The organism is Mesorhizobium sp. M0145 (genome assembly GCF_040322355.1).
Taxonomy (GTDB): domain Bacteria; phylum Pseudomonadota; class Alphaproteobacteria; order Rhizobiales; family Rhizobiaceae; genus Mesorhizobium.
Map to the genome: position 1 here is coordinate 234738 of NZ_JAMYTK010000006.1, position 21006 is coordinate 255743.

18 protein-coding genes are annotated in these 21006 nt (G+C 63.9%); 10 read left to right on the plus strand and 8 right to left on the minus strand.

Going from position 1 to position 21006, the window contains the following annotated elements; genetic code table 11:
* Positions 1-40: 40 nt before the first annotated feature.
* Complete coding sequence (locus tag NKJ28_RS13005) at positions 41-541, minus strand: MmcB family DNA repair protein (protein ID WP_023676393.1); 501 nt, start codon at positions 539-541, stop codon at positions 41-43.
* A 740-nt stretch (positions 542-1281) separates the two neighbouring features.
* Positions 1282-1581, minus strand: a complete 300-nt coding sequence (locus tag NKJ28_RS13010) for a DUF1330 domain-containing protein (protein ID WP_352570234.1) — start codon at positions 1579-1581, stop codon at positions 1282-1284.
* 149 nt (positions 1582-1730) lie between these two features.
* Between NKJ28_RS13010 and NKJ28_RS13015 the strand changes: the two genes are divergently transcribed.
* The 4 genes from NKJ28_RS13015 (at position 1731) to NKJ28_RS13030 (ending at position 3427) form a co-directional block, all read left to right on the plus strand.
* Entirely contained in the window at positions 1731-2057 is a 327-nt protein-coding gene (locus NKJ28_RS13015) for a GYD domain-containing protein (protein ID WP_352476054.1), read from the plus strand.
* Positions 2058-2216: 159 nt separating this feature from the next.
* The gene (locus NKJ28_RS13020; RefSeq protein WP_023676389.1) at positions 2217-2345 is read left to right on the plus strand and encodes a hypothetical protein; all 129 of its coding nucleotides are present in this window, start codon (positions 2217-2219) and stop codon (positions 2343-2345) included.
* A complete protein-coding gene (locus tag NKJ28_RS13025; protein ID WP_023676388.1) occupies positions 2346-2471 on the plus strand; it encodes a hypothetical protein in 126 nt (41 codons plus the stop codon).
* Positions 2472-2809: 338 nt separating this feature from the next.
* The gene (locus NKJ28_RS13030; protein ID WP_352591300.1) at positions 2810-3427 is read left to right on the plus strand and encodes a L,D-transpeptidase; all 618 of its coding nucleotides are present in this window, start codon (positions 2810-2812) and stop codon (positions 3425-3427) included.
* A 110-nt stretch (positions 3428-3537) separates the two neighbouring features.
* Here NKJ28_RS13030 and NKJ28_RS13035 read toward each other — a convergent pair whose 3' ends face one another.
* The 3 genes from NKJ28_RS13035 to trpS form a co-directional block, all read right to left on the minus strand.
* Positions 3538-4107 (minus strand): NifU family protein, encoded by a 570-nt coding sequence (locus NKJ28_RS13035; RefSeq protein WP_023676386.1) that lies wholly within the window; start codon positions 4105-4107, stop codon positions 3538-3540.
* Between the two features lie 137 nt (positions 4108-4244).
* The gene (locus NKJ28_RS13040; RefSeq protein WP_023717912.1) at positions 4245-4736 is read right to left on the minus strand and encodes a universal stress protein; all 492 of its coding nucleotides are present in this window, start codon (positions 4734-4736) and stop codon (positions 4245-4247) included.
* Positions 4737-4830: 94 nt separating this feature from the next.
* On the minus strand, positions 4831-5913 hold the full coding sequence (trpS, locus tag NKJ28_RS13045) for a tryptophan--tRNA ligase (RefSeq protein ID WP_352623212.1): 1083 nt from the start codon (positions 5911-5913) through the stop codon (positions 4831-4833).
* Positions 5914-6279: 366 nt separating this feature from the next.
* Between trpS and NKJ28_RS13050 the strand changes: the two genes are divergently transcribed.
* The gene (locus NKJ28_RS13050) at positions 6280-6525 is read left to right on the plus strand and encodes a type II toxin-antitoxin system VapB family antitoxin (protein ID WP_352635847.1); all 246 of its coding nucleotides are present in this window, start codon (positions 6280-6282) and stop codon (positions 6523-6525) included.
* Positions 6525-6929, plus strand: a complete 405-nt coding sequence (locus tag NKJ28_RS13055) for a type II toxin-antitoxin system VapC family toxin (RefSeq protein WP_352455043.1) — start codon at positions 6525-6527, stop codon at positions 6927-6929. The genes NKJ28_RS13050 and NKJ28_RS13055 overlap by 1 nt, the downstream gene beginning before the upstream one ends.
* On the opposite strand, the gene murJ is transcribed toward NKJ28_RS13055, so the two are convergent.
* Positions 6904-8502 (minus strand): murein biosynthesis integral membrane protein MurJ, encoded by a 1599-nt coding sequence (gene murJ, locus NKJ28_RS13060; protein WP_352635849.1) that lies wholly within the window; start codon positions 8500-8502, stop codon positions 6904-6906. The two genes, NKJ28_RS13055 and murJ, sit on opposite strands and share 26 nt — an antisense overlap.
* Before the next feature lie 46 nt (positions 8503-8548).
* Positions 8549-11347, minus strand: coding sequence for a [protein-PII] uridylyltransferase (locus tag NKJ28_RS13065; RefSeq protein WP_352591208.1), 2799 nt, complete (start codon positions 11345-11347; stop codon positions 8549-8551).
* Between the two features lie 227 nt (positions 11348-11574).
* Between NKJ28_RS13065 and NKJ28_RS13070 the strand changes: the two genes are divergently transcribed.
* The 3 genes from NKJ28_RS13070 to NKJ28_RS13080 all read left to right on the plus strand — a co-directional run bounded on the left by NKJ28_RS13070 (position 11575) and on the right by NKJ28_RS13080 (position 15464).
* The gene (locus NKJ28_RS13070) at positions 11575-14079 is read left to right on the plus strand and encodes a heavy metal translocating P-type ATPase (protein ID WP_352635851.1); all 2505 of its coding nucleotides are present in this window, start codon (positions 11575-11577) and stop codon (positions 14077-14079) included.
* Between the two features lie 43 nt (positions 14080-14122).
* Positions 14123-14509: a CopM family metallochaperone gene (gene copM / locus NKJ28_RS13075; RefSeq protein WP_352635853.1), complete on the plus strand. Its 387-nt coding sequence runs from the start codon at positions 14123-14125 to the stop codon at positions 14507-14509.
* 109 nt (positions 14510-14618) lie between these two features.
* Positions 14619-15464, plus strand: a complete 846-nt coding sequence (locus NKJ28_RS13080) for an aldo/keto reductase (protein ID WP_352635855.1) — start codon at positions 14619-14621, stop codon at positions 15462-15464.
* Positions 15465-15574: 110 nt separating this feature from the next.
* Here NKJ28_RS13080 and mutS read toward each other — a convergent pair whose 3' ends face one another.
* A complete protein-coding gene (gene mutS, locus NKJ28_RS13085) occupies positions 15575-18226 on the minus strand; it encodes a DNA mismatch repair protein MutS (RefSeq protein WP_352635865.1) in 2652 nt (883 codons plus the stop codon).
* A gap of 203 nt (positions 18227-18429) precedes the next feature.
* Here mutS and NKJ28_RS13090 point away from each other — a divergent pair, with 203 nt between their 5' ends.
* Complete coding sequence (locus NKJ28_RS13090) at positions 18430-20709, plus strand: NADP-dependent malic enzyme (RefSeq protein ID WP_352448507.1); 2280 nt, start codon at positions 18430-18432, stop codon at positions 20707-20709.
* The last annotated feature ends 297 nt before the right edge of the window (positions 20710-21006 follow it).

Here is a 21006-nt window from a genome sequence, read left to right on the forward strand (position 1 = left end):
GGGGCAGCGCGACGTCTATAATTACGGAGAGCGCAAACCTCTATTCGCTCTCGCCGTCCAGCGCGGGCACCGACACGCCGGCAAGCTCCGCCGCCAGCAGCCGCGACGCACCGGCGCGTGCGATCCTCAGCATCAGCGCCTTGCGCGTTGCCGCCGCCATGCGGTGCTCGGGCGCATCGCGCAAAATCTCGGCGCCGTAACCGTCGGAGAGAATGAAGCCGCACTCCTGCGGAAAAATTTCCTGGGGTACGCCGGGATGGGTGGCGAAGAAGAACCGGTCGGAATGCAGCCGGTAGTCCGGCCATTTGCGGTCGACCCTGAAATCCTCGATCGAGGATTTGATCTCGATGATCCAGATGTCGCCCTGGCGGGTCAGCGCAACCAGGTCGGCCCGCCGGCCGGTGGCCAGCGACAGTTCGGGCAAGACATGCGCGCCCATCTGCCTGAGCAGCCGCTGCACGCCGCGCCTGACCAGCATGGCGCGCTCCGACTGGCGGCCGTCGATGAGCGGATTGAGGGGTAGAGGTGAGATGATCGGCATTACCGCACCATGCCAGATTTTGTTCACGGTTTGAACCCGGTCGCGGCGATTATCTGGCTGACAAACCTAATCTGCAAAATACTGTGGAGCGGGCGCTACAAGGCCCGCCCTTCCACAAGGCGGGCCGCTCGCGTTATGAATGCGTTTCCTACTGGTGAGGGGAGCTATGTTTTCGCGAGGCGTCGCGGTTGATCTAATATTCACCGCTGCAGGCCCGATAGTGGTCGCAGCATAATCAAAAAGGTGGCGAAGCATGGTTACTGAGAATGCAAGTTTGACGGTCGAGCAGACTAGGCTCAATAGGATGCTCACGCGGGGCGTCGTATTTTCCGTCATTTGGCTCGCCGGTTTCGGGTCTTCTTATGCACTCTACCAGGGGCTTCTGGCGCGACGGATGATAAAAATGAATCCCGTGCTTCGGGGAAATGGCCGCGCCTGGTGGTGCATCATTGTGGGAGGGCTTGGGGCCGCAGCCTTATGTGCGATAGTTGGCGCCGGCATTTTCAATGCCATGACACAACCCTAGGTCACGCTGCAACACCGCCTGCCGATCTGGTGTTGGGTCATATTGATTTGTAGGTCCCGTCAATGAGTGCTTCCGGCGTCATCCTCCCATCATTGGCCGTCATTTCCCGCCCGCAAGTTTAAAGCTTGCTGATTCATATCAGAATGCTCCTGTCCCGTCGCCGGGCCGCACCAGATATGGCAACTCAGATTTGCCATTGTCATCGACCCGGCCCTCAGCTAATCGGCATCATCCCTTCCAGGGCAATAATTCTCGTCTTTGCGCAGCGTTCGCGGATGGCTTTGAGGCGGCTGTATTCTGGAGAGTCGTACCATGCCAGGAGGGACGCCATGTCCGGGAATTCGACAATGACGAGGCGATGAGGTTCCCAATCGCCCTCCAGAACTTTGGTGGCTCCGCCGCGAGCGATGTACCTCCCCCCATAGCGGGCTTCGGTTGCCGGCACATCCCGGCGGTATTCCTCGAAAACGGCGGCGTCGGTTATGTCTACATCAGCAATGAGATATGCGGCCATTGACCTTACTCCCTGAAAAAAACATTGAAACAGGTCTATTAGCGGCCCCGCAACTAAGCCAGCGGTACTACGCCTCGGAAACGACTCGCGTTCTCCCGGATTGGGGCGCTTAACTGTCTTGGTGGGGGCAGCTCTGGGAGAGACGAACCATGCCGATGTATCTCACGCGATTCAGCTACAGGCCCGAAACCTGGGCGCGCTTGATGGATAATCCCGAGGATAGACGCGAGGCTGCCCGTTCCTACATCGAGTCGGTCGGCGGAAAGCTGCACGGGTTCTGGTATGCCTTCGGAGAGTACGATGGCTGGAACCTATGGGAGGCGCCGGACAACGTGTCGATGGCATCCGTCATGCTCGCCATCGGTGCGGGAGGCGCGCTCAGCTCTTACGAGACCACCGTGCTGCTAAGTGTCGAAGAGACGATGGAAGCCCTTGGGAAAGCCAAGTCGATCCGGTATCGCCCACCGGGATCGTGACCGCCGCCCGCGCTTTGCGGAGTGTCGAAGGCTGGTAACGCTTGCTCGCGAACTGCGCACGTTCCTAAACTTTTGCGCAAAAGAGTCCACTGCGGCTCTTGGCAGCGCCGGCAGCTTGCGCTTTCAATGTCGGCTACGGTGTTTTACGAGGAGCATTAGATGACGGAAGATGACGACCGGAAATCAGCGACGCCGGAGGAAATCCGCCCGGCCATCAGAGGATGGGCGGTGCTTGGGGCAATTATCGTTGCCGTGTTTGGTGCGGCCTACGTCATGATCGATAGTTGAATGGCCGACGGTCCTGGTCGCCCCGATGGACTGCCTGAAACGATCGGCACGGTCCTGGGTGCATTGGTGGTGATCGGCACGTTCGGGCTTCTGGCTTGGACCGTGCTTCGCGGCGTCCTTTATTAAACCCGGCCCGTCTGGACTTTCTCCTGCAGCGGCCGCGTCTCAGTCCGATCTCCTCGCAGCAACGGATGGTCTTGGCCGCAGGCCAGAGCGCCGGGCAGCGTCACCGACATTCATGGGTGATTTCTTCGTCTCCTGGTTCTTGTTCTTGGCCCATTGATTTTGCAACATAATCCTGCGGGGGCTGTTGCCGAAATGCCATAGTCGCAGGTTTACCAGCACACAAGTCCAAGGATATAGGCATCGCCCGCTTGGCAAGCAAAGCAAATGCCAGCATGAATGAAGATGAAAAAAGCGGCCGACTCGAGCCGCTGTTGTTTGGGCAGGCATCGGACCTTTTCATGCGCATGAAGTCACTTGCAATCGTCGCGGCCCTGGCGCTGTCGACGGCTGTCGCCGGTTGCAGCACCATCGGCTCGCAGATCTTCACCAACAACTATGGCGCGGTGACCGACGCCGGCTATCACCTGCCGCGCGTTCCGATCGAAAAGGTGCCGTTCAAATACCGCCGGCAGATCGTCGACTACGACACCAAGGAAAAGCCGGGCACCATTATCGTCGATACGCAGAACAAGTTCCTCTATTTCGTCATGGGCGACGGCGAAGCGATGCGCTACGGCATCGGCGTCGGCCGTGAGGGTTTCGAATGGCACGGCACCGCCCATATCGCGCTGAAGCGCGAATGGCCGACCTGGACACCGCCTTCGCAGATGATCAAGCGCCAGCCGGAGTTGGCCAAGTTTGCCGGTGGCATGGACCCGGGGTTGAAGAACCCGCTCGGCGCGCGCGCCATGTACCTGTTCAACAAGGGCGGCGACATGGGTTATCGCCTGCATGGCAGCCCGGAATGGAATTCGATCGGCAAGGCGATGTCGTCGGGCTGCATCCGGCTGATGAACCAGGACATTATCGACCTCTACGACCGCACCTCGGTCGGCGCCAAGGTCATCGTGATATAAGACCCTTATACGCGGACCGTCTAGGCAACAACACAGACGTCGCAAACAGAAAACCGGGCACTTTGGCCCGGTTTTTTGTTGTCTATCGATGTTGACGATGGAACGGTGCGTCAGGAGACCTGTTCGACGTGCTGCACTTCCGGCACAAAGTGCCGGAGCAGGTTCTGGATGCCGTGCTTCAGCGTCGCCGTCGACGACGGGCAGCCGGCGCAGGCGCCCTTCATGTGCAGGAACACGGTGCCGTTCTCGAAGCCGCGGAAGGTGATGTCGCCGCCGTCCTGGGCCACCGCCGGGCGCACCCGCGTGTCGAGCAGCTCCTTGATGGTGACGACCAGCTCCTCGTCGGCCTTGTCGTAGAATTCGCCGGTCTGGCTGGTCTCGGCGGCGGGGCCGGCCTTGGCCATCACCGGCGCGCCGGACATGAAATGCTCCATGATGGCGCCGAGGATAGCCGGCTTCAGATGCTGCCAGTCGGGGCCGTCCTTGGTCACGGTGATGAAATCATAGCCGAAGAAGACGCCGGTGACACCGGGGATTTCGAACAGCCGGCCGGCGAGCGGCGAAGCCGTCGCGGCGCTATCGGCATCGCGGAAATCGGCGGTGCCTTCTTGCAGCACTTCCTTGCCGGGCAGAAATTTCAGCGTCGCCGGGTTTGGCGTCGACTCGGTCTGGATGAACATGGCCGTCTCCGTGCCCGTTGGGGCAGCTAGTTTGGAATAATTCTAATTAGGCTTTATCCGCCCGACATTCAAGCGAAAGGCATCGCCGGCGGTAGCGGCAGGCGGAATGTTTTACCCCTGCCTTGAGCGAGGCGCGCTCAGGCGAGGCTGTCGATCTCCTCGTCGGACAGGTTCTGCGGCACCACCGTGACCGGGATGGGAAAGGCGGCGCCCTTGCCGGCGACCGCGCCGACCAGCGGCCCTGGGCCTTCCTTGCCGGCGCCTGCCGCCAGCACCAGGATGGCGATGTCCTGGTCTTCCTCGATCAGCTTGTGGATCTCTTCGGTCGGCTTGCCTTCGCGCACCACCAGTTCCGGCTCGATGCCGAGCTTCTGGCGCACCTTGTTGGCGTAGCTGTCGAGTGCGGCACGCGCCGTGGCGGTCGCCTCCTCGCGCATGATCTTCTCGACGCCCAGCCAGTGCTGAAAATCATCCGGCTCGATGACATAGAGCAGCACCAGTACGCCGCCCGTGCTTTGCGCCCGCTTCGAGGCGTAGGCGACGGCGCGCTCGCATTCGGGCGTATCGTCGATGATCGCCAGGAACTTGCGACGATGACCGGCTTCGCGGCTGAGGCGTTTGGAGACCATATTCACCCTGTTCGATGGTTTCGGTCGCAATCTGCCACCGCCACAGCCCGCCCGCAAGCGACCGGCGGCTGTGGCGATAGGCGCCGCTCTAAGGTCAGCCTTGCAGCAGGCCGATAATGTCGCGCACGGTCTTCATGGTCGCTTCGGCCAATGTGCCGGCGCGCTCGCCGCCATCCCGCAGCACCGCGTCGATATAGGCGCGGTCGCCGGAGATGCGGCGCATCTCGCCGGCGATCGGCGCCAGCTTTTCCACGGCAAGATCGGCCAGCGCCGGCTTGAACACCGAAAACTGCTGGCCGCCGAATTCCTTCAGCACGGCCTCTTTCGAGATTTCGGCGAGGCCGGCATAGATGCCGACGAGGTTTTCCGCTTCCGGCCGGCCGGCAAGGCCGTCCAGTTCGCCGGGCAAAGCCTCCGGGTCGGTCTTGGCCTTACGGATCTTCTTCGAGATGGCATCGGCGTCGTCGGTCAGGTTGATGCGCGACAGGTCCGACGGGTCCGACTTCGACATCTTTTTCGAACCGTCGCGCAGCGACATGATGCGCGCCGCTGGGCCGCCAATGACCGGCTCGGTCAGCGGGAAATAGCCGTTCACCGTCTCCTCGCCGACCTGCATCTCGACGCCGACGCCAAGCGCCGCGATGCGGTCCGAAAAGTCGTTGTTGAATTTCTGCGCGATGTCGCGGGTCAGTTCCAGATGCTGCTTCTGGTCGTCGCCGACCGGCACGTGGGTGGCGCGGTAGACAAGGATGTCGGCGGCCATCAGGGAGGGATAGGCAAGCAGGCCGAGCGAGGCGTTCTCGCGGTCCTTGCCGGCCTTGTCCTTGAACTGCGTCATGCGGTTCATCCAACCGATGCGCGCCACGCAGTTGAAGATCCAGGCAAGCTCGGCGTGCTGCATCACCCGCGACTGGTTGAAGACGATGTGCTTGGTCGGGTCGATGCCGGAGGCGAGAAACGCCGCGGTGATCGAACGCGTCTGGTCCTGAAGATCCTCATAGACGAGCTGCGCGGTCAGCGAATGCAGGTCGACGACGCAATAGATGCAGTCGGAGGTGTCCTGCAGGGCGACAAATTTCTTGATGGCGCCGAGATAATTGCCGAGATGCAGATTGCCGGTCGGCTGGACGCCGGAAAAGACGAGCGGCTTGGGGGCGGGCTGGTTGAGGTCGGTCATAGTGTTTCCCTGGCTTGTGGAGGGCCGTTTCGCGCGCGGCGAAAGTCTTGCGACGGCGCGCTTATGGACGAGAGCGAGGAGGCGATCAAGAGGGGTATTGACTGGGCGCGCAGGCTTTGGCGTCGGCCGAGCAAGACGCCGCAGGAGGCTGTTTGAAGGGGATGACGCCGACCAGAAACAAAAACCCGCCTTGCGGCGGGTTCCTCGGCGCCAATCAGCACCATACGGAAATTAGTAGCATAGCTGCCGGCACAAAGCAAGAACAAAATAGCTCGCCTCGGCAATCGCTTCGATTTGGCTTAGGGCCACATTGACGGACTGATGTAGATAGCTACATAGTATTTGCTACACAGCGGAAGCAAAACAATGACGATCAACATCAACAACAAGGAAGCGGACAGCCTGACGCGGGCTTTTGCCAGGCTTGAGGGTGTCGGGATCACCGAGGCAATCGTGATCGCCATGCGCGAAGCCTTGGAGCGCCGGCGCAATCGCGAGACGCCGCTGGAGACGGCGGCACGGCTCCGGGCCGAGTTCGGTATTGAGCTGAGCGAGCAGGCGCGCAAGCCGCTGCCGCGCGCGGTCTACGACGAATTGTCCGGCGAAGACTGATGTTCATCGATGCAGCCGCTATCGTTGCAATACTGAGCAACGAGACCGAAGCCCCGCGCTGCGCGCAGGCGGTCATGAAGGCGTCGGCTCCGTTCACGTCGGCTATCGCGGTTTGGGAAGCCGCGATGGCGCTTTCGCGATCGGAAAAGCTAGCCGTACCGGTCGCCACAAGCTTCAAGATAGTCAGCCGTTTTCTCGAAGAGCGTGGAATCACCTTGCGGGAACTTCCGCCTCCCTCTGACGCAGCATCTCTGTCAGTCGAGGCTGCGTCGCGGTTTCGCAACAACGCTGGCCGCCTCAACATGGCCGACTGTTTCCACTACGCCTGCGCGCGCTACTACGCCGTTCCGATGCTTTCGACGGCGGACGAATTCCGTTTCACGGATCTGGAGACTGTTGCTTGACTGGTTGGGAGCCCTTGCGCCCGATATTGCGGCGGATCATGCCGAAATCGGCGCCGCCGATGGCGAAGGCGGTGATGAAGTAGAGCAGCGCCCCGCCGGCGACGAGCGCTAGCAGCGTTACCGCCTTGATCACCAGCGGCGAGCCGGAGGCGAGCCTTGCGGCGAACCAATGCTCGGCAAAATAGAGCGCCGCGGCCATCACCGCCGCCGACAGCACCAGCCGCGGGATGCGTTTCATGAGCGGCACGTCGCGGCCCCAATGGCCGCGCCGGATCAGCACGGCGAGCAGCATCGCCGCATTGACCCAGCCGGCGACGGCCGAGGCAACCGCAATGCCGGGCGCGCCCATCGTCGGAAACAGCGTCAGCGCCGTCGTAATGTTAACCGCCACCGAGATGGCGGCAAAAATCATTGGCGTGCGCGTGTCCTCGCGGGCGAAATAGCCTGGGGTGAACGCCTTGATCAGCACGAAGGCCGGCAGGCCGAGGCCGAAGATCGCCAGGATTGCCGCGACCGTCGGCGTCGAATTGTTGGCGGCAAAGGCGCCGCGCTCATAGACCAGCCGCACGATCGGCTCGGACATAACCAGCAGCGCGGCCGCCGCCGGCAAGGTCATGAAAAGGGTAAACTCGACCGAGCGGTTCTGCAGATTGGCGGCCTCGACCAGATTGCCTGATTTCAGTGCCCGCGACAGTTCCGGCAAAAGCACGATGGCGACGGCGACGCCGACGACGCCCAGCGGCAGCTGGTAGACGCGGTCGGCATAGGCCAGCGACGACACCGCGCTGTCCTGCGCCGATGCGATCGCCGTGCCGATCAGCTGGTTGATCTGGGTGATGCCGCCGGTGATCGCCGCCGGCAGCGCCAGGATCAGCAGCCGCTTGACGTTCGGCGTCATCTTCGGCCGCCGGAAGCCGATCGAAATGCCGGCATGGCGCACCGCCGCCCAGACGATCGCCAGCTGCACCAGGCCGGCCGCCAGCACGCCCCAGGCCAGGCCGAAACCAACGGTGCCGGCGTCCGAACCCTTGTACCAGGCATAGGCAAGCACGGCGATAAGGATGACGTTGAGGAACACCGGCGCCACCGCAGCGGCGAAATAGCGGCGCAGCGAATTCAGCATCCCGGCCATCATGGCGCCGAGCGACATGCAGATCAGGTAGGGGAACATGACGGTCGCCAGCGCCACCGTCGTCTCGAATTTTCCCGGCGTGTCGGCAAAGCCCGGCGCCACCAGGTAGCGCACGATCAGCGGCATCGCCAGTTCCATGGCGATGGTCAGCGCCAGAAGCGCCGTGAACAAGACGCCGAACACCTCTTCGGAAAAGCGCTTGGCGCCGTCGGTGCCGTGTGTCTCGATCTCCTTGGCGAACAGCGGCACGAAGGCGGCATTGAAGGCGCCTTCGGCGAACAGCCGGCGAAAGGTGTTGGGAAACTGGAAGGCGGCGTTGAAGGCGTCGGCGATCGGCCCGGTGCCGAGTGCGGCAGCCATCAGCATCTCGCGGCCGAAACCGAGGGCGCGGCTCATCAGCGTGCCGGAAGCGACCGTGGCGAATTTCTTGACAAGGCTCATGCGCTTGAAGACTGCCTGTGCGATTGGGGCAAATGGAAGGTAACAGTCACTCGGCGGCCGTTTTGGTCTTGCCGCGCTCGGACGCCGTGCCCTCGAGCACCGCGATCAGCCTGTTGCGGATGGTCGCCGTACGCGACGGGCTGTCGATCTTCTGGCCGGTGAGATCGGTGACGTAGAACGTGTCGATGACTTTTTCGCCGAAGGTGGTGATGTGGGCCGAGGCGATGTCGAGCGACAGGTCCGACAACATGCCGGTGATCTCCGACAGAAGGCCCGGCCTGTCCAGCCCCTCGACCTCGATCACCGAGAAACGGTTCGACAGCGTGTTGCGGATCTCGGCGCGTGGCGGAATACGGAAAACCTTGGCGCCGCGCCGCGGCTTGGTCCGCTTCTCGATCATTTCGGGCAGCCAGCTCTTGCCCGACAGCACGTCCTCGATCAGCCGGCCGACGCGCTCGGCACGGCGGCGCTCGTCCTCGTCGAGGTCGAACTCCCTCGAGATCAGGATGGTGTCGAGCGCCCGACCATCCGAGGTGGTGAAGATCTGCGCGTCTACGATGTTGCCGCCGGCCGCGGCACAGGCGCCGGCAATCACCGAGAGCAGGCGCGGATGGTCCTGCGCCAGCACCGTGATCTCGGTCACCGCCTCGAACTGGTGGGTTTTCACCATGGTGGCGAGCTTCTTGCCGGCGTGATCGGCCTCGCGGATGAATTCGGCATGGCGGAGCTGGTCGGGAAGATCGACCGCCAGCAGATAGTTCTCGTAGTGCTGGCCGACATAACGCTTGCGGGCCTTTTCCGGCCAGTCGGCAAGCGCCTCGGCCAGTTGTTCGCGCGCCGCCGCCGTCCGTTTGGCGCGCGACACCTCCGAAAACCCGCCGGTCAACAAAAGCTCGGTCTCGTAATAGAGCGTACGCAGCAGCTGGCCCTTCCAGCCGTTCCAGACCCCAGGCCCGACGCCGCGGATATCGCAGACGGTAAGCACAAGCAGCATCTTCAGCCGTTCGACCGACTGCACGATGGCGGCAAAATCCTCGATCGTCTTGCGGTCGTTGAGATCGCGGGTCTGCGCCGTCATCGACATGACGAGGTGGTTCTCGACCAGCCAGGCGACCGTTTCGGTGTCGGCCGGCGAGAGCCCCATATGCGGGCAGATGCGCCGGGCGATCCTGGCGCCGGCTTGCGAATGGTCCTCCGGCCTGCCCTTGGCGATGTCGTGCAGCAGCACGGCGACATAGAGCGCCTCGCGGCTCTTCTTCAGCCCCGGCATCAGCGAGTGGGCGAGTGGATGGATCTTTTCCCCGTCGCCGCGCTCGATCTCGGCCAGCACCCCGATGCAGCGGATGAGGTGCTCGTCCACCGTGTAGTGGTGGTACATCGAGAACTGCATCATGGCGACGATCTTGCCGAAATCCGGGATCAGCTTTGCCAGCAGTCCGGCCTCGTTCATGCGCCGCAGATTGAGCTCGGCATTGCGGTCCGAGGTCAAGATATCGAGGAACAGCCGGTTGGCCTCCTCGTCGCGCCTGAGCGCCTTGCCGACGAGGCCGAGCGAACGGGTCAAAAGCTTCAGCGCATCGGGGTGGAATTCCAGGCCATGCTTGTCGGCAAACCAGAACAGCCTGAGCAGGTTAACCGGATCGCGCTCGAACACCTCGTCGTCGGCAATGTTGATGCGGTGGTTGTCGACGATGAAATCGGCCGTGCCGGCGAGCTTGCGCTTGCGCCGCGAGAAGGTGAGGAAGATGCGGTTGAAGCCCGGCACATGCTTGGCTTGCTCCTCCTCGAGCGCGGCGCAGAAAATGCGGGTTAGGTCGCCGACATCCTTGGCGACGAGGAAGTAGTGCTTCATGAAGCGTTCGACCGCCGACAGGCCGGGATGGGTGGTGTAGCCCAGCCGCTCGGCAATGTCGCGCTGGATGTCGAAATGCAGCCGCTCCTCGGCCTTGCCGGTGAGGAAATGCATGTGGCAGCGCACCGCCCATAGGAAATCCTCGGCCTTCTGGAATTCCCTGTATTCGGCGTCGGTGAAGACGCCCTTGTCGACCAGTTCCTCGCCGGTGCGCACGCGGTAGAAATATTTGGCGATCCAGAACAGCGTCTGCAGGTCGCGCAGGCCGCCCTTGCCGTCCTTGACGTTGGGTTCGACCAGGTAACGGCTCTCGCCGGCCTTGGCGTGGCGCTCGTCGCGTTCGGCGAGCTTGGCCTGGACATATTCGGGGCCGGTGGTGCGCACCACCTCGTGGTCGAAGCGCTGCAAAAGCTCGTCGTAGAGTTTTTGCTCGCCCCACAGGAAGCGCGCCTCCAGGATCGAGGTGCGGATGGTGATGTCGGTGCGCGACAGCCTGAGGCACTCGTCGATGTTGCGGGTGGCGTGGCCGACCTTCAGCCCCAGGTCCCACAGCATGTAGAGCATGTATTCGACGATCTGCTCGCCCCATGGCGTCTGCTTGTAGGGCAGCAGGAACAGCAGGTCGATGTCAGACCCGGGCGCCAGCGTGCCACGGCCATAGCCGCCGACGGCCACGACCGCCATGCGCTCGGCCGATGACGGGTTTTTGACGCGATAGACATGGGTGGCGGCGAAGTCGTAGAGCGCGCGGATGATCTCATCCATCAGATGCGACAGCCGGGCGGCGCAGGCGGTACCGCTGCCATCGTCCATCAGCATGCGTTCGGCGACCGTGCGGCCGTCGGCGAGCCGGCTTTTGAGAAGCTTGAGAACGCCGCTGCGCGCGGCCTTGCCGGAGCCGTCGCCTGCCGTCGCCTCGGTCAGTTCGGTCATCTCGCGGCGCAAGGCTTCGCCGTCGATCAGTTCCTCGAGCTTCAGGGATATTCTTGCCATAAATGCCGTTCGGCCTCGCCGTTTCGGCGGCGTCTATAGCGCGTTTTCGCGGCGCTGGGTATGGGGCGGACGGACGCGTTCTCCGCAGCCGTGGAACGGGACGATCGTCTCATGCCCGCGGCCGGTGCAGTTTGGGCCTGGCCACGAAAAATCGAAATCAGCCCTTGACCTTCCAGTTACTGGAAGCACTACCTCCGCCGCAACACCGAACTACAGGGGCTTTCGGCATGACGCATTCCGATCACCATCATCACGCCCATGGCAGCTGCTGCTCGGCAAAAGGCGTCTCCTCTGCTGCGGACGCCGTCGTCCGCGATCCGGTCTGCGGCATGACCGTCGATCCGGCTGCCGGCAAGCCAACGGCCGAGCATGACGGCCATCGCTATCATTTCTGCAGCGAGAGCTGCCGCGCGAAATTCGTCGCCGAGCCGGAAAAATACCTGACCGCAACCGATCCCGTCTGCGGCATGAGCGTCGATCGCGCCACGGCCAAGCACTTTTTGCGGCACGAGGGCCGGGGCTTCTATTTCTGCTCGGCCGGCTGCAAGGCGAAGTTCGAAGCCGGGCCGGCAAAATATCTCGGCGACAGGCCGGCGCCGCAGCCGATGCCCAAGGGCACGCAATACACCTGCCCGATGCATCCGGAAATCATCCGCGACAAGCCCGGCTCCTGCCCGATCTGCGGCATGGCGCTCGAACCGATGGGCGTGCCGACCGGCGACGAGGGACCTAACCCCGAACTGGTCGACTTCACCAGGCGCTTTTGGGTGAGCGCGGTGCTGTCCGTGCCGTTGCTGCTCATCGCCATGGCGCCGATGCTCGGCCTGACGTTTCAGGCCTTCATCGACGACCGCGCGAAGGTCTGGCTGGAGCTGGCGCTGGCCAGCCCGGTGGTGCTGTGGGCGGCATTCCCGTTCTTCCATCGCGGCTGGAACTCGGTCCTCAACCGCAGCCCCAATATGTGGACGCTGATTTCGCTCGGCGTCGGTGCGGCCTATCTCTACAGCGTCGTCGCCACGCTGTTTCCAGGCCTCTTTCCGCACCAGTTCCGCGGCCATGACGGCACCGTGCCGGTCTATTTCGAGGCGGCGGCGGTGATCGTTGCGCTGGTGTTCCTCGGCCAGGTGCTGGAATTGCGCGCCCGCGAGAAAACCGGGTCGGCGATCCGTGCGCTGCTCGACCTGGCGCCGAAGACGGCGCGGCTGATCGGCGCGGACGGTTCCGAAAACGACGTGCCGCTCGATACGGTCAAGGCCGGCGACCGCCTGCGCATCCGCCCCGGTGACGCCGTGCCGGTCGACGGCATTGTGCTCGAAGGACGCTCTTCCATCGATGAATCGATGATCACAGGCGAGCCGCTGCCGGTCGAGAAGACCGAAGGCGACAACCTCACCGGCGGCACGCTGAACAAGAACGGTTCGCTGATCATGCGCGCCGAAAAGATCGGCGCCGAGACGACGCTGGCGCGCATCGTCGAGCTGGTCGCCAAGGCGCAGCGTTCACGCGCGCCGATCCAGGGGCTGGCCGACCGCGTCTCGTTCTACTTCGTCCCGGCCGTGGTTTTGGTCGCCATCATAGCGTTCGTCGCCTGGGCGATCGTCGGACCGGAACCCAGCCTGGTGTTTGCCATCGTCTCGGCGGTCTCGGTGCTGATCATCGCCTGCCCCTGTGCGCTCGGCCTTGCCACGCCAATGTCGATCATGACCGCCACCGGGCGCGGCGCGCATGCCGGCGTGCTGATCAAGGAAGCGGCGGCGCTCGAGCGCTTTGCCTCGGTCGACACGCTGATCGTCGACAAGACGGGAACGCTGACCGAAGGCCGGCCGCGGCTGACCGACGTCGTCGCCGTCGAGGGCATGGCACAGGACGAGCTGCTGGCGCTCGCCGCCGGGCTGGAAAAAGGCTCGGAGCATCCGCTGGCCGAGGCGATCGTCGACGGCGCCCGCGAACGCGGCGTGAAGGTCCCCGACGCGAGCGGTTTCGAGGCCGTCACCGGCAAGGGTGTTTCCGGCACGGTCTCAGGACAGAAGGTGGCGCTCGGCAATGCCGCGAAGATGGCCGATCTCGGCATCGACACGGCGTCGGTCCTGGCCAGCGCCGGGGCGCTGCAGGCCGACGGCAAGACCGCGATGTTCGTTGCTGTCGGCACCCGGCTCGCCGGCCTCGTCGCCGTCGCCGACCCGATCAAGGCGACGACCGCCGAGGCGATCAAGGCACTGCATGACAGCGGGCTGAAGATCGTCATGGCGACCGGCGACAACGAACGCACGGCGAAAGCCATCGCAGCCAAGCTCGGCATCGACGCGGTGCGTGCCGGGCTCTTGCCCGAACAGAAGAACGCGCTGGTCGAGGAATTGCGTGCCGGCGGTGCCGGCGTCGCCATGGCCGGCGACGGCGTCAACGATGCGCCCGCACTTGCCGCCGCCGATGTCGGCATCGCCATGGGCACAGGCGCCGATGTTGCGGTCGAAAGTGCGGGAATTACGCTGGTCAAGGGCGATCTCAACGGCATCGTCAGGGCGAGGACGCTGGCCCGCGCGACGATCCGCAACATCCGCCAGAACCTGTTTTTCGCTTTCCTCTACAATGTGCTCGGCGTGCCGGTTGCTGCCGGCGTGCTTTATCCGCTCACCGGCACGCTGCTGTCGCCGATGATCGCGGCGGCGGCGATGAGCCTGTCTTCGGTTTCGGTCATCGCCAACGCATTGCGGCTCAGGACGTTGAAACTCTGAGTAAAACTTCCAGATAGACCCTGTTCAAAAAAGGAGACGATGAATGACCTTGGCCAAGAAGATCGTGCTGCTGATGATGGCGGCGGGAATGCTGCTTGCCGTTTTCCTCGAAAGCGTTCCGGCACAAGCCGAGGAGATGAAGCACGACATGGGCGCAATGGGCGCGCAGAGCCCCTCGACCGAGGGCTACAAGGCGGCGATGGACAAGATGCATACCGACATGATGGCAATCGAATATTCCGGCAATGCCGATGTCGATTTCGCCCGCGGCATGATCCCGCATCACCAGGCGGCCATCGACATGGCCAAGATCGAGCTCGCCAATGGCAAGGACCCGGAAATCCGCAAGCTGGCCGAAGCGGTGATCGCCGCGCAGCAGGCCGAGATCAAGCAGATGCAGGACTGGCTTGCCTCCCATCCGGCGAAGTAGGCGTCACGCTATCGAGGAATCCAGGCGAGAGGCTTCACCTGGATTTCTGCTTCGCCTGGATTTCCCTTGGCGGCTATGGTGCTATCCGGGCCTCGGACTGGAGCATGCCATGCCATCGACGATAAGAACGACCTCCCTGCCCTGCGGCGAAGCCGTGCCGGTGCTCGGCCAGGGCACCTGGAAGATGGGCGAAGACGGCCGCCGCCGTGGCGACGAGGCCAATGCCCTGAAGCTCGGGCTGGATCTCGGCATGACGCTGATCGACACCGCCGAAATGTATGCCAGCGGCGGCGCCGAGGAGGTGGTGGCGGAGGCCATCGCCGGGCGCCGCGACGAGGTCTTCCTGGTCTCCAAGGTGCTGCCGTCCAATGCCTCACGTGCCGGCGTGAAACGGGCATGCGAGAACAGCCTGAGGCATCTCGCCACCGACCGCATCGATCTTTATCTGCTGCATTGGCCGGGCAGCGTTCCTTTGATGGAAACGGTAGAGGCGTTCGAAGCGTTGAAGGCGGCCGGCAAGATCCGCCATTGGGGCGTCAGCAATTTCGATACCGATGAGATGGAAGAGCTGGTTCGGTTGCCGGCCGGCGGCAACGTCCAGACCAACCAGGTGCTCTACAATCTGTCGCAGCGCGGCGTCGAGTTCGACCTCGCCCCGTGGAGCCGGCAACGCGGCATGCCGCTGATGGCCTATTCGCCGGTCGATCAGGGGGTATTGGCGCGCAACGCCAGGTTAGATGCCATCGCCGCCCGCCACGGTGCGACGCCGGCGCAGATCGCACTTGCCCGGGTGATGGCGCAGGAGGGCGTGATTGCCATTCCGAAGGCCAGCCGCCCGGAGCATATCCGGCAGAATGTCGCGGCGTTGGAGATCGAGCTCACGAGCGAAGATTTCGCCGAAATTGACCGCGCCTTCCCACCGCCGAGGCGGAAGTCGTGCCTGGCGATGATTTGAGGGGTGGGGCGGAAGGCAAGCCAAAGCAGCGTTCCGTCACACCCCCCTCTGTCCTGCCGGACAGTCCGGCAGGACAGAGGGGGGTGCCGTAGAGCGCTATCGGACGAGCACTATTTCCCCGCCAGCCCCTTCAGCCGGTACAACGCCTCCAGCGCCTCCCTTGGCGTCATCTCGTCGGGATTGATCTCCGCTAGCGCCAAACCCAGCCCATCACTCTTCGCCGGCTTCGACGCTTCCCGCTGCGCCGCCACCGAAAACAGCGGCAGGTCGTCGACCAGACGGTTGGCCTTGCCCGAGACCTCGCCGGCTTCAAGCTGGTGCAGCACTTCCTTGGCCCGGCCGACGACGGCCTCTGGCAGGCCGGCCAGCCGCGCTACCTGGACGCCGTAGGAACGGTCGGCCGCACCCTTGCCGACCTCGTGCAGGAAGACCACGTCGCCCTCCCATTCCTTGACCCGCATGGTGACGTTTGAGAGCCGCGGCAGTTTTCCGGCCAGCGCCGTCATTTCGTGGAAATGCGTGGCGAAGATCGCCCGGCAGCGGTTCTTCTCGTGCAAATATTCGACCGCCGCCCATGCGATCGACAGGCCGTCGAAAGTGGCGGTGCCGCGGCCGATCTCGTCGAGGATGACCAGTGCGCGTTCGCCTGCCTGGTTGAGGATCGCCGCCGTCTCGACCATCTCGACCATGAAGGTGGAGCGGCCGCGCGCCAGATCGTCGGAGGCGCCGACCCGCGAAAACAGCCGGTCGACGACGCCGATATGGGCTGATGCCGCCGGCACGAAGGAGCCGGTCTGGGCGAGGATGGCGATCAGCGCGTTTTGCCTGAGGAAGGTCGATTTGCCGCCCATATTGGGGCCGGTCAGCAGCCAGATCGCGCCGGCCTTGGCATCGCCTTGCGGCGACAGATCGCAATCATTGGCGACGAACGGGCCTTCGCCGGAACGCCGCAGCGCCTGTTCGACCACCGGATGACGTCCACCCGAAATCTCGAAGGCAAGGCTCGCATCGACCAGCGGCCGGCACCAGGCCTCGCTCTCGGAAAGCAAGGCAAGTGCGGCCGAAACGTCGAGCACGGCGAGCGCTTCGGCGCCGGCACGGATCGTGTCGGCCTGGTCGACCACTTCCGCCGTCAGCGCCTCGAAAGCGGCAAGCTCGATCGCCAGCGCCCGGTCGGCGGCGTTGGCGATCTTGGTTTCCAGCTCGGCGAGTTCCGTGGTGGTGAAGCGCATGGCGTTGGCCATGGTCTGGCGATGGATGAAGCGCGCCTTGGCGCCGTCGCTGCCGGTCATCAGCGCATGGTGGTTAGCGGTGACTTCGATATAATAGCCCAGCACATTGTTGTGCCTGATCTTCAGCGAGCGGATGCCGGTCTCGTCGATCAGCGAACGCTCCAGCCCGGCGATCACCTTTCGCGACTCGTCGCGCAGTGCCCGCATCTCGTCGAGTTCGGCGTGGTAGCCGCCGCGGACGAAGCCGCCGTCGCGCCTGAGCAACGGCAGCTCGTCGCTGAGCGCCTGTGCCAGATGCGTCGCCAGATCACTGGGCAGTGCCTTGATAGCTCCCAACGCCGCGGTCAGTTCGGCCGGCAAGGCGGTTTGGCCGAACAGTTCGGCGATGGCGCCGGCCGCTTCGAAACCGGCGCGCAACGCGCCGAGGTCGCGCGGGCCGCCGCGGTTGAGCGCCAGCCTGGATAGCGCGCGCGGCATGTCGGCAACGCTCTTCAGGCTTGCCCGCACCGCCTGGCAAAAACGCGTCTCGGAGCGGAAGAACGACACCGAGTCCAGCCTTGCAGCGATTGCCGCCGGGTCGGTCAGCGGCGCCATCAGCCGGTCGGCGAGCAGTCTTGCGCCGCCACCCGTCACCGTGCGGTCGATCGCCTTGAACAGCGACCCCTCGCGGCTGCCGGACAGCGTGCGCAGCAGCTCCAGATTGGCGCGCGTCGCCGGGTCGATGAACAGCGTCGAACCCTGCTCCTCGCGCTGCGGCCGCGACAGCGGCGGCCGTTCGGCCTTCTGCGTCTTCTCGACATAGGCGATGACGCCTGAGATGGCCGACAGCTCGGCGCGCGAAAACGTGCCGAAACTATCCGGCGTTGCCACCTCGAAGAAGCGGGCGATGCGGCCGGCGGCCGAAGCCGAATCGAACAGCGACGGCGGCTGCGGGCTGGCGACACGGCCGAGCACGTCGAACACCGGTTTCAGCTCCGGGTCGTAAAACACCGGCTCGGCGACGATCAGCTCGCGCGGATCGACGCGGAAGACATCGGCGAGCAGCCGGTCGGCGGTTGTCTCGGCGACGCGGAAGACACCGGTCGAGATCTCGATCCAGGCTAGGGCGAAAGCGTGATCGCTGCTGCCGCCCTTGACCCGTCCCAGCGCCATCAGAAAACTCGATTCCGACGGCGCCAGCAACTTGTCCTCGGTGATGGTGCCGGGCGTTACCAGCCGAACCACGTCGCGGCGCACCACCGATTTGCCGCCGCGCTTCCTGGCCTCCGCCGGATCCTCGATCTGCTCGCAGACAGCGACGCGGAACCCCTGGCCGATCAGCTTCTGCAGATAATCGTCGGCGGCATGCACCGGCACGCCGCACATCGGGATGTCGAGCCCCTGATGCTTGCCGCGCTTGGTCAGCACGATGCCGAGCGCCCGGCTTGCCTTTTCGGCATCGTCGAAGAACAGCTCGTAGAAATCGCCCATGCGGTAGAACAGCAGCGAATCCGGGTTCGCCGCCTTGATCTCGATATACTGCTCCATCATCGGCGTCGCCGGCGCGAAGGCCGGCGTGGCGTTGTCGCTTCGAATGGGCGTCTCGTCGTTCAAGAAGCTGCTTCCAAAATTTTCCAAGCCATGCTTGGCGGTTTACAGCGGCGAAGTGTAGCCTTAATCCCGAACCTTCCACAAAAGAAAGCATGCGCACCCATCTCAAGCGGTGCCGTACGGGCGAGGAAACCAAAAGTACCATGGCCAAGAAAACCGAGAGCAACGGGCCCTCCGTCAGCGCCCAGGAGGCGCTGGAATTCCACGCCATGGGGCGTCCGGGCAAGCTGGAGATCGTCGCCACAAAACCGATGGCGACGCAGCGCGATCTCAGCCTCGCCTATTCGCCGGGCGTCGCGGTTCCGGTTCTCGCCATCGCCGAGGACCCGAGCCGCGCCTTCGACTACACGGTTCGCGGCAACATGGTCGCCGTCATCTCCAACGGCACCGCCATCCTCGGCCTCGGCAATCTCGGCGCGCTGGCATCGAAGCCGGTGATGGAAGGCAAGGCGGTGCTGTTCAAGCGCTTCGCCGATGTCGATTCCATCGACCTCGAGGTCGACACCGAGGATGCCGACGAATTCATCAACTGCGTGCGTTTCCTTGGACCCTCCTTCGGCGGCATCAACCTCGAGGACATCAAGGCACCGGAATGCTTCATCATCGAGCAGCGGCTGCGCGAGCTGATGGACATACCGGTCTTCCATGACGACCAGCACGGCACCGCCATCATCTCGGCTGCCGGCCTGATCAACGCGCTGGAAATCACCGGCCGCGACATGAAGACCACGAAAATGGTCTGCAACGGCGCCGGTGCTGCCGGCATCGCCTGCATCGAATTGATGAAGGCGATGGGCTTTGCGCCTGAGAATATCATCCTTTGCGACACCAAGGGCGTCGTCTTCCAGGGCCGCACCGAAGGCATGAACCAGTGGAAATCGGCGCATGCCGTGAAAACCGGCGCGCGCTCGCTGGCCGAGGCGCTGGACGGCGCCGACGTGTTCCTCGGCCTCTCGGCCAAAGGCACGCTGACCACCAAAATGGTGCAGTCGATGGCCAAGAACCCGATCATCTTCGCCATGGCCAATCCCGACCCCGAGATCACGCCTGAGGAGGTCGCCGAGATCCGCACCGACGCCATCATGGCTACGGGACGGTCCGACTATCCCAACCAGGTCAACAACGTGCTTGGCTTCCCCTACATCTTCCGCGGCGCGCTCGATGTGCGGGCGACCACCATCAATGACGACATGAAGATCGCCGCGGCCAAAGCGCTCGCCGAACTGGCGCGCCAGGACGTGCCCGACGACGTCGCCGCCGCCTATCAGGGCATGCGGCCGAAATTCGGCCCCAACTACATCATCCCGGTGCCGTTCGACCCGCGCCTGATCTCGGCCATTCCGATCGCGGTGGCCAAAGCGGCGATGGACTCCGGCGTCGCGCGCAAGCCGATCCTCGATCTCGACCGCTACGCGCAGGAGCTTTCCGCCCGCCGCGACCCGATCGCCTCGACGCTGCAGCGCATCTACGACCGCGTCCGCCGCCAGCCCAAGCGCATCGTCTTTGCCGAGGGCGAGGAGGAGCAGGTGATGCGCGCCGCCGTCTCCTATGTGAACCAGCGGCTCGGCACCGCCATCCTGCTCGGCCGCGACGACATCATCAAGGAAAACGCCAGGAATGCCGGCATCGATCTCGGCAAGCAAGGCATCGAGATCATCAATGCGCGGCTGTCGCGGCGCAACTCGGTCTACACCGACTATCTCTACGAGCGCATGCAGCGCAAAGGCTTTCTGTTCCGCGACTGCCAGCGGCTGATCAACAACGACCGCAACCATTTCGCCGCCTGCATGGTGGCGCTGGGCGATGCCGACGGCATCGTCACCGGCGTTACCCGTAACTATTCGACGGCGCTCGACGACATCCGCCGCGTCATCGACGCAAGGCCCGGCCACTGCGTCATCGGCGTGTCGATCGTGCTCGCGCGCGGTCGCACCGTCCTCGTTGCCGACACCGCGGTGCACGACATGCCTGATGCCGTCGAGATCGCCGACATCGCCGAGGAGGCCGCCGGCTTCGCCCGCCGCATGGGCTACGAGCCGAGGCTCGCCATGCTCGCCTATTCGACCTTCGGCCATCCGCAGGGCGAACGCTCCGAGCGCGTCCAGGAAGCGGTGCGCATCCTCGACAAGCGCCGCGTCGATTTCGAGTATGACGGCGAGATGGCCGCCGACGTGGCGCTCAACGCCCGCGCCATGGCGCAGTACCCGTTCATCAGGCTGACCGGCCCGGCCAATGTGCTGATCATGCCGGCCTTCCACTCGGCCTCCATCTCGACCAAGATGCTGCAGGAGCTCGGCGGCTCGACCGTCATCGGCCCGCTGCTGGTCGGCCTGAACAAGCCGGTTCAGATCGTCTCGCTGAATGCCAAGGACAGCGACATCGTGAATATGGCGGCGATCGCGGCGTATAGCGCGGGGGCTTGAGGAGCGGGGGCAGCAGCAGCGCCTCTCCCTTCTCCCCCTGTGGGAGAAGGTGGCCGAGCGAAGCTCGGTCGGATGAGGGGTGCTCCAGCTTGGCAAGGACGGCACTCCGTCCAGCACCCCTCAACCGTCTTGGCGCTGCGCGCCGATCCACCTTCTCCCACAGGGAGGGCTTTGCACGGGAAGCGAAATCCTGGTTGGTGAGTTAATGGGGCTTTTTTGAAGGCCGGGAAAGCAGTTTTCGACGGCTTGGTATGGCATCGACCGGCATGACCGGCCGATCCGCCGATTTTAGACAGA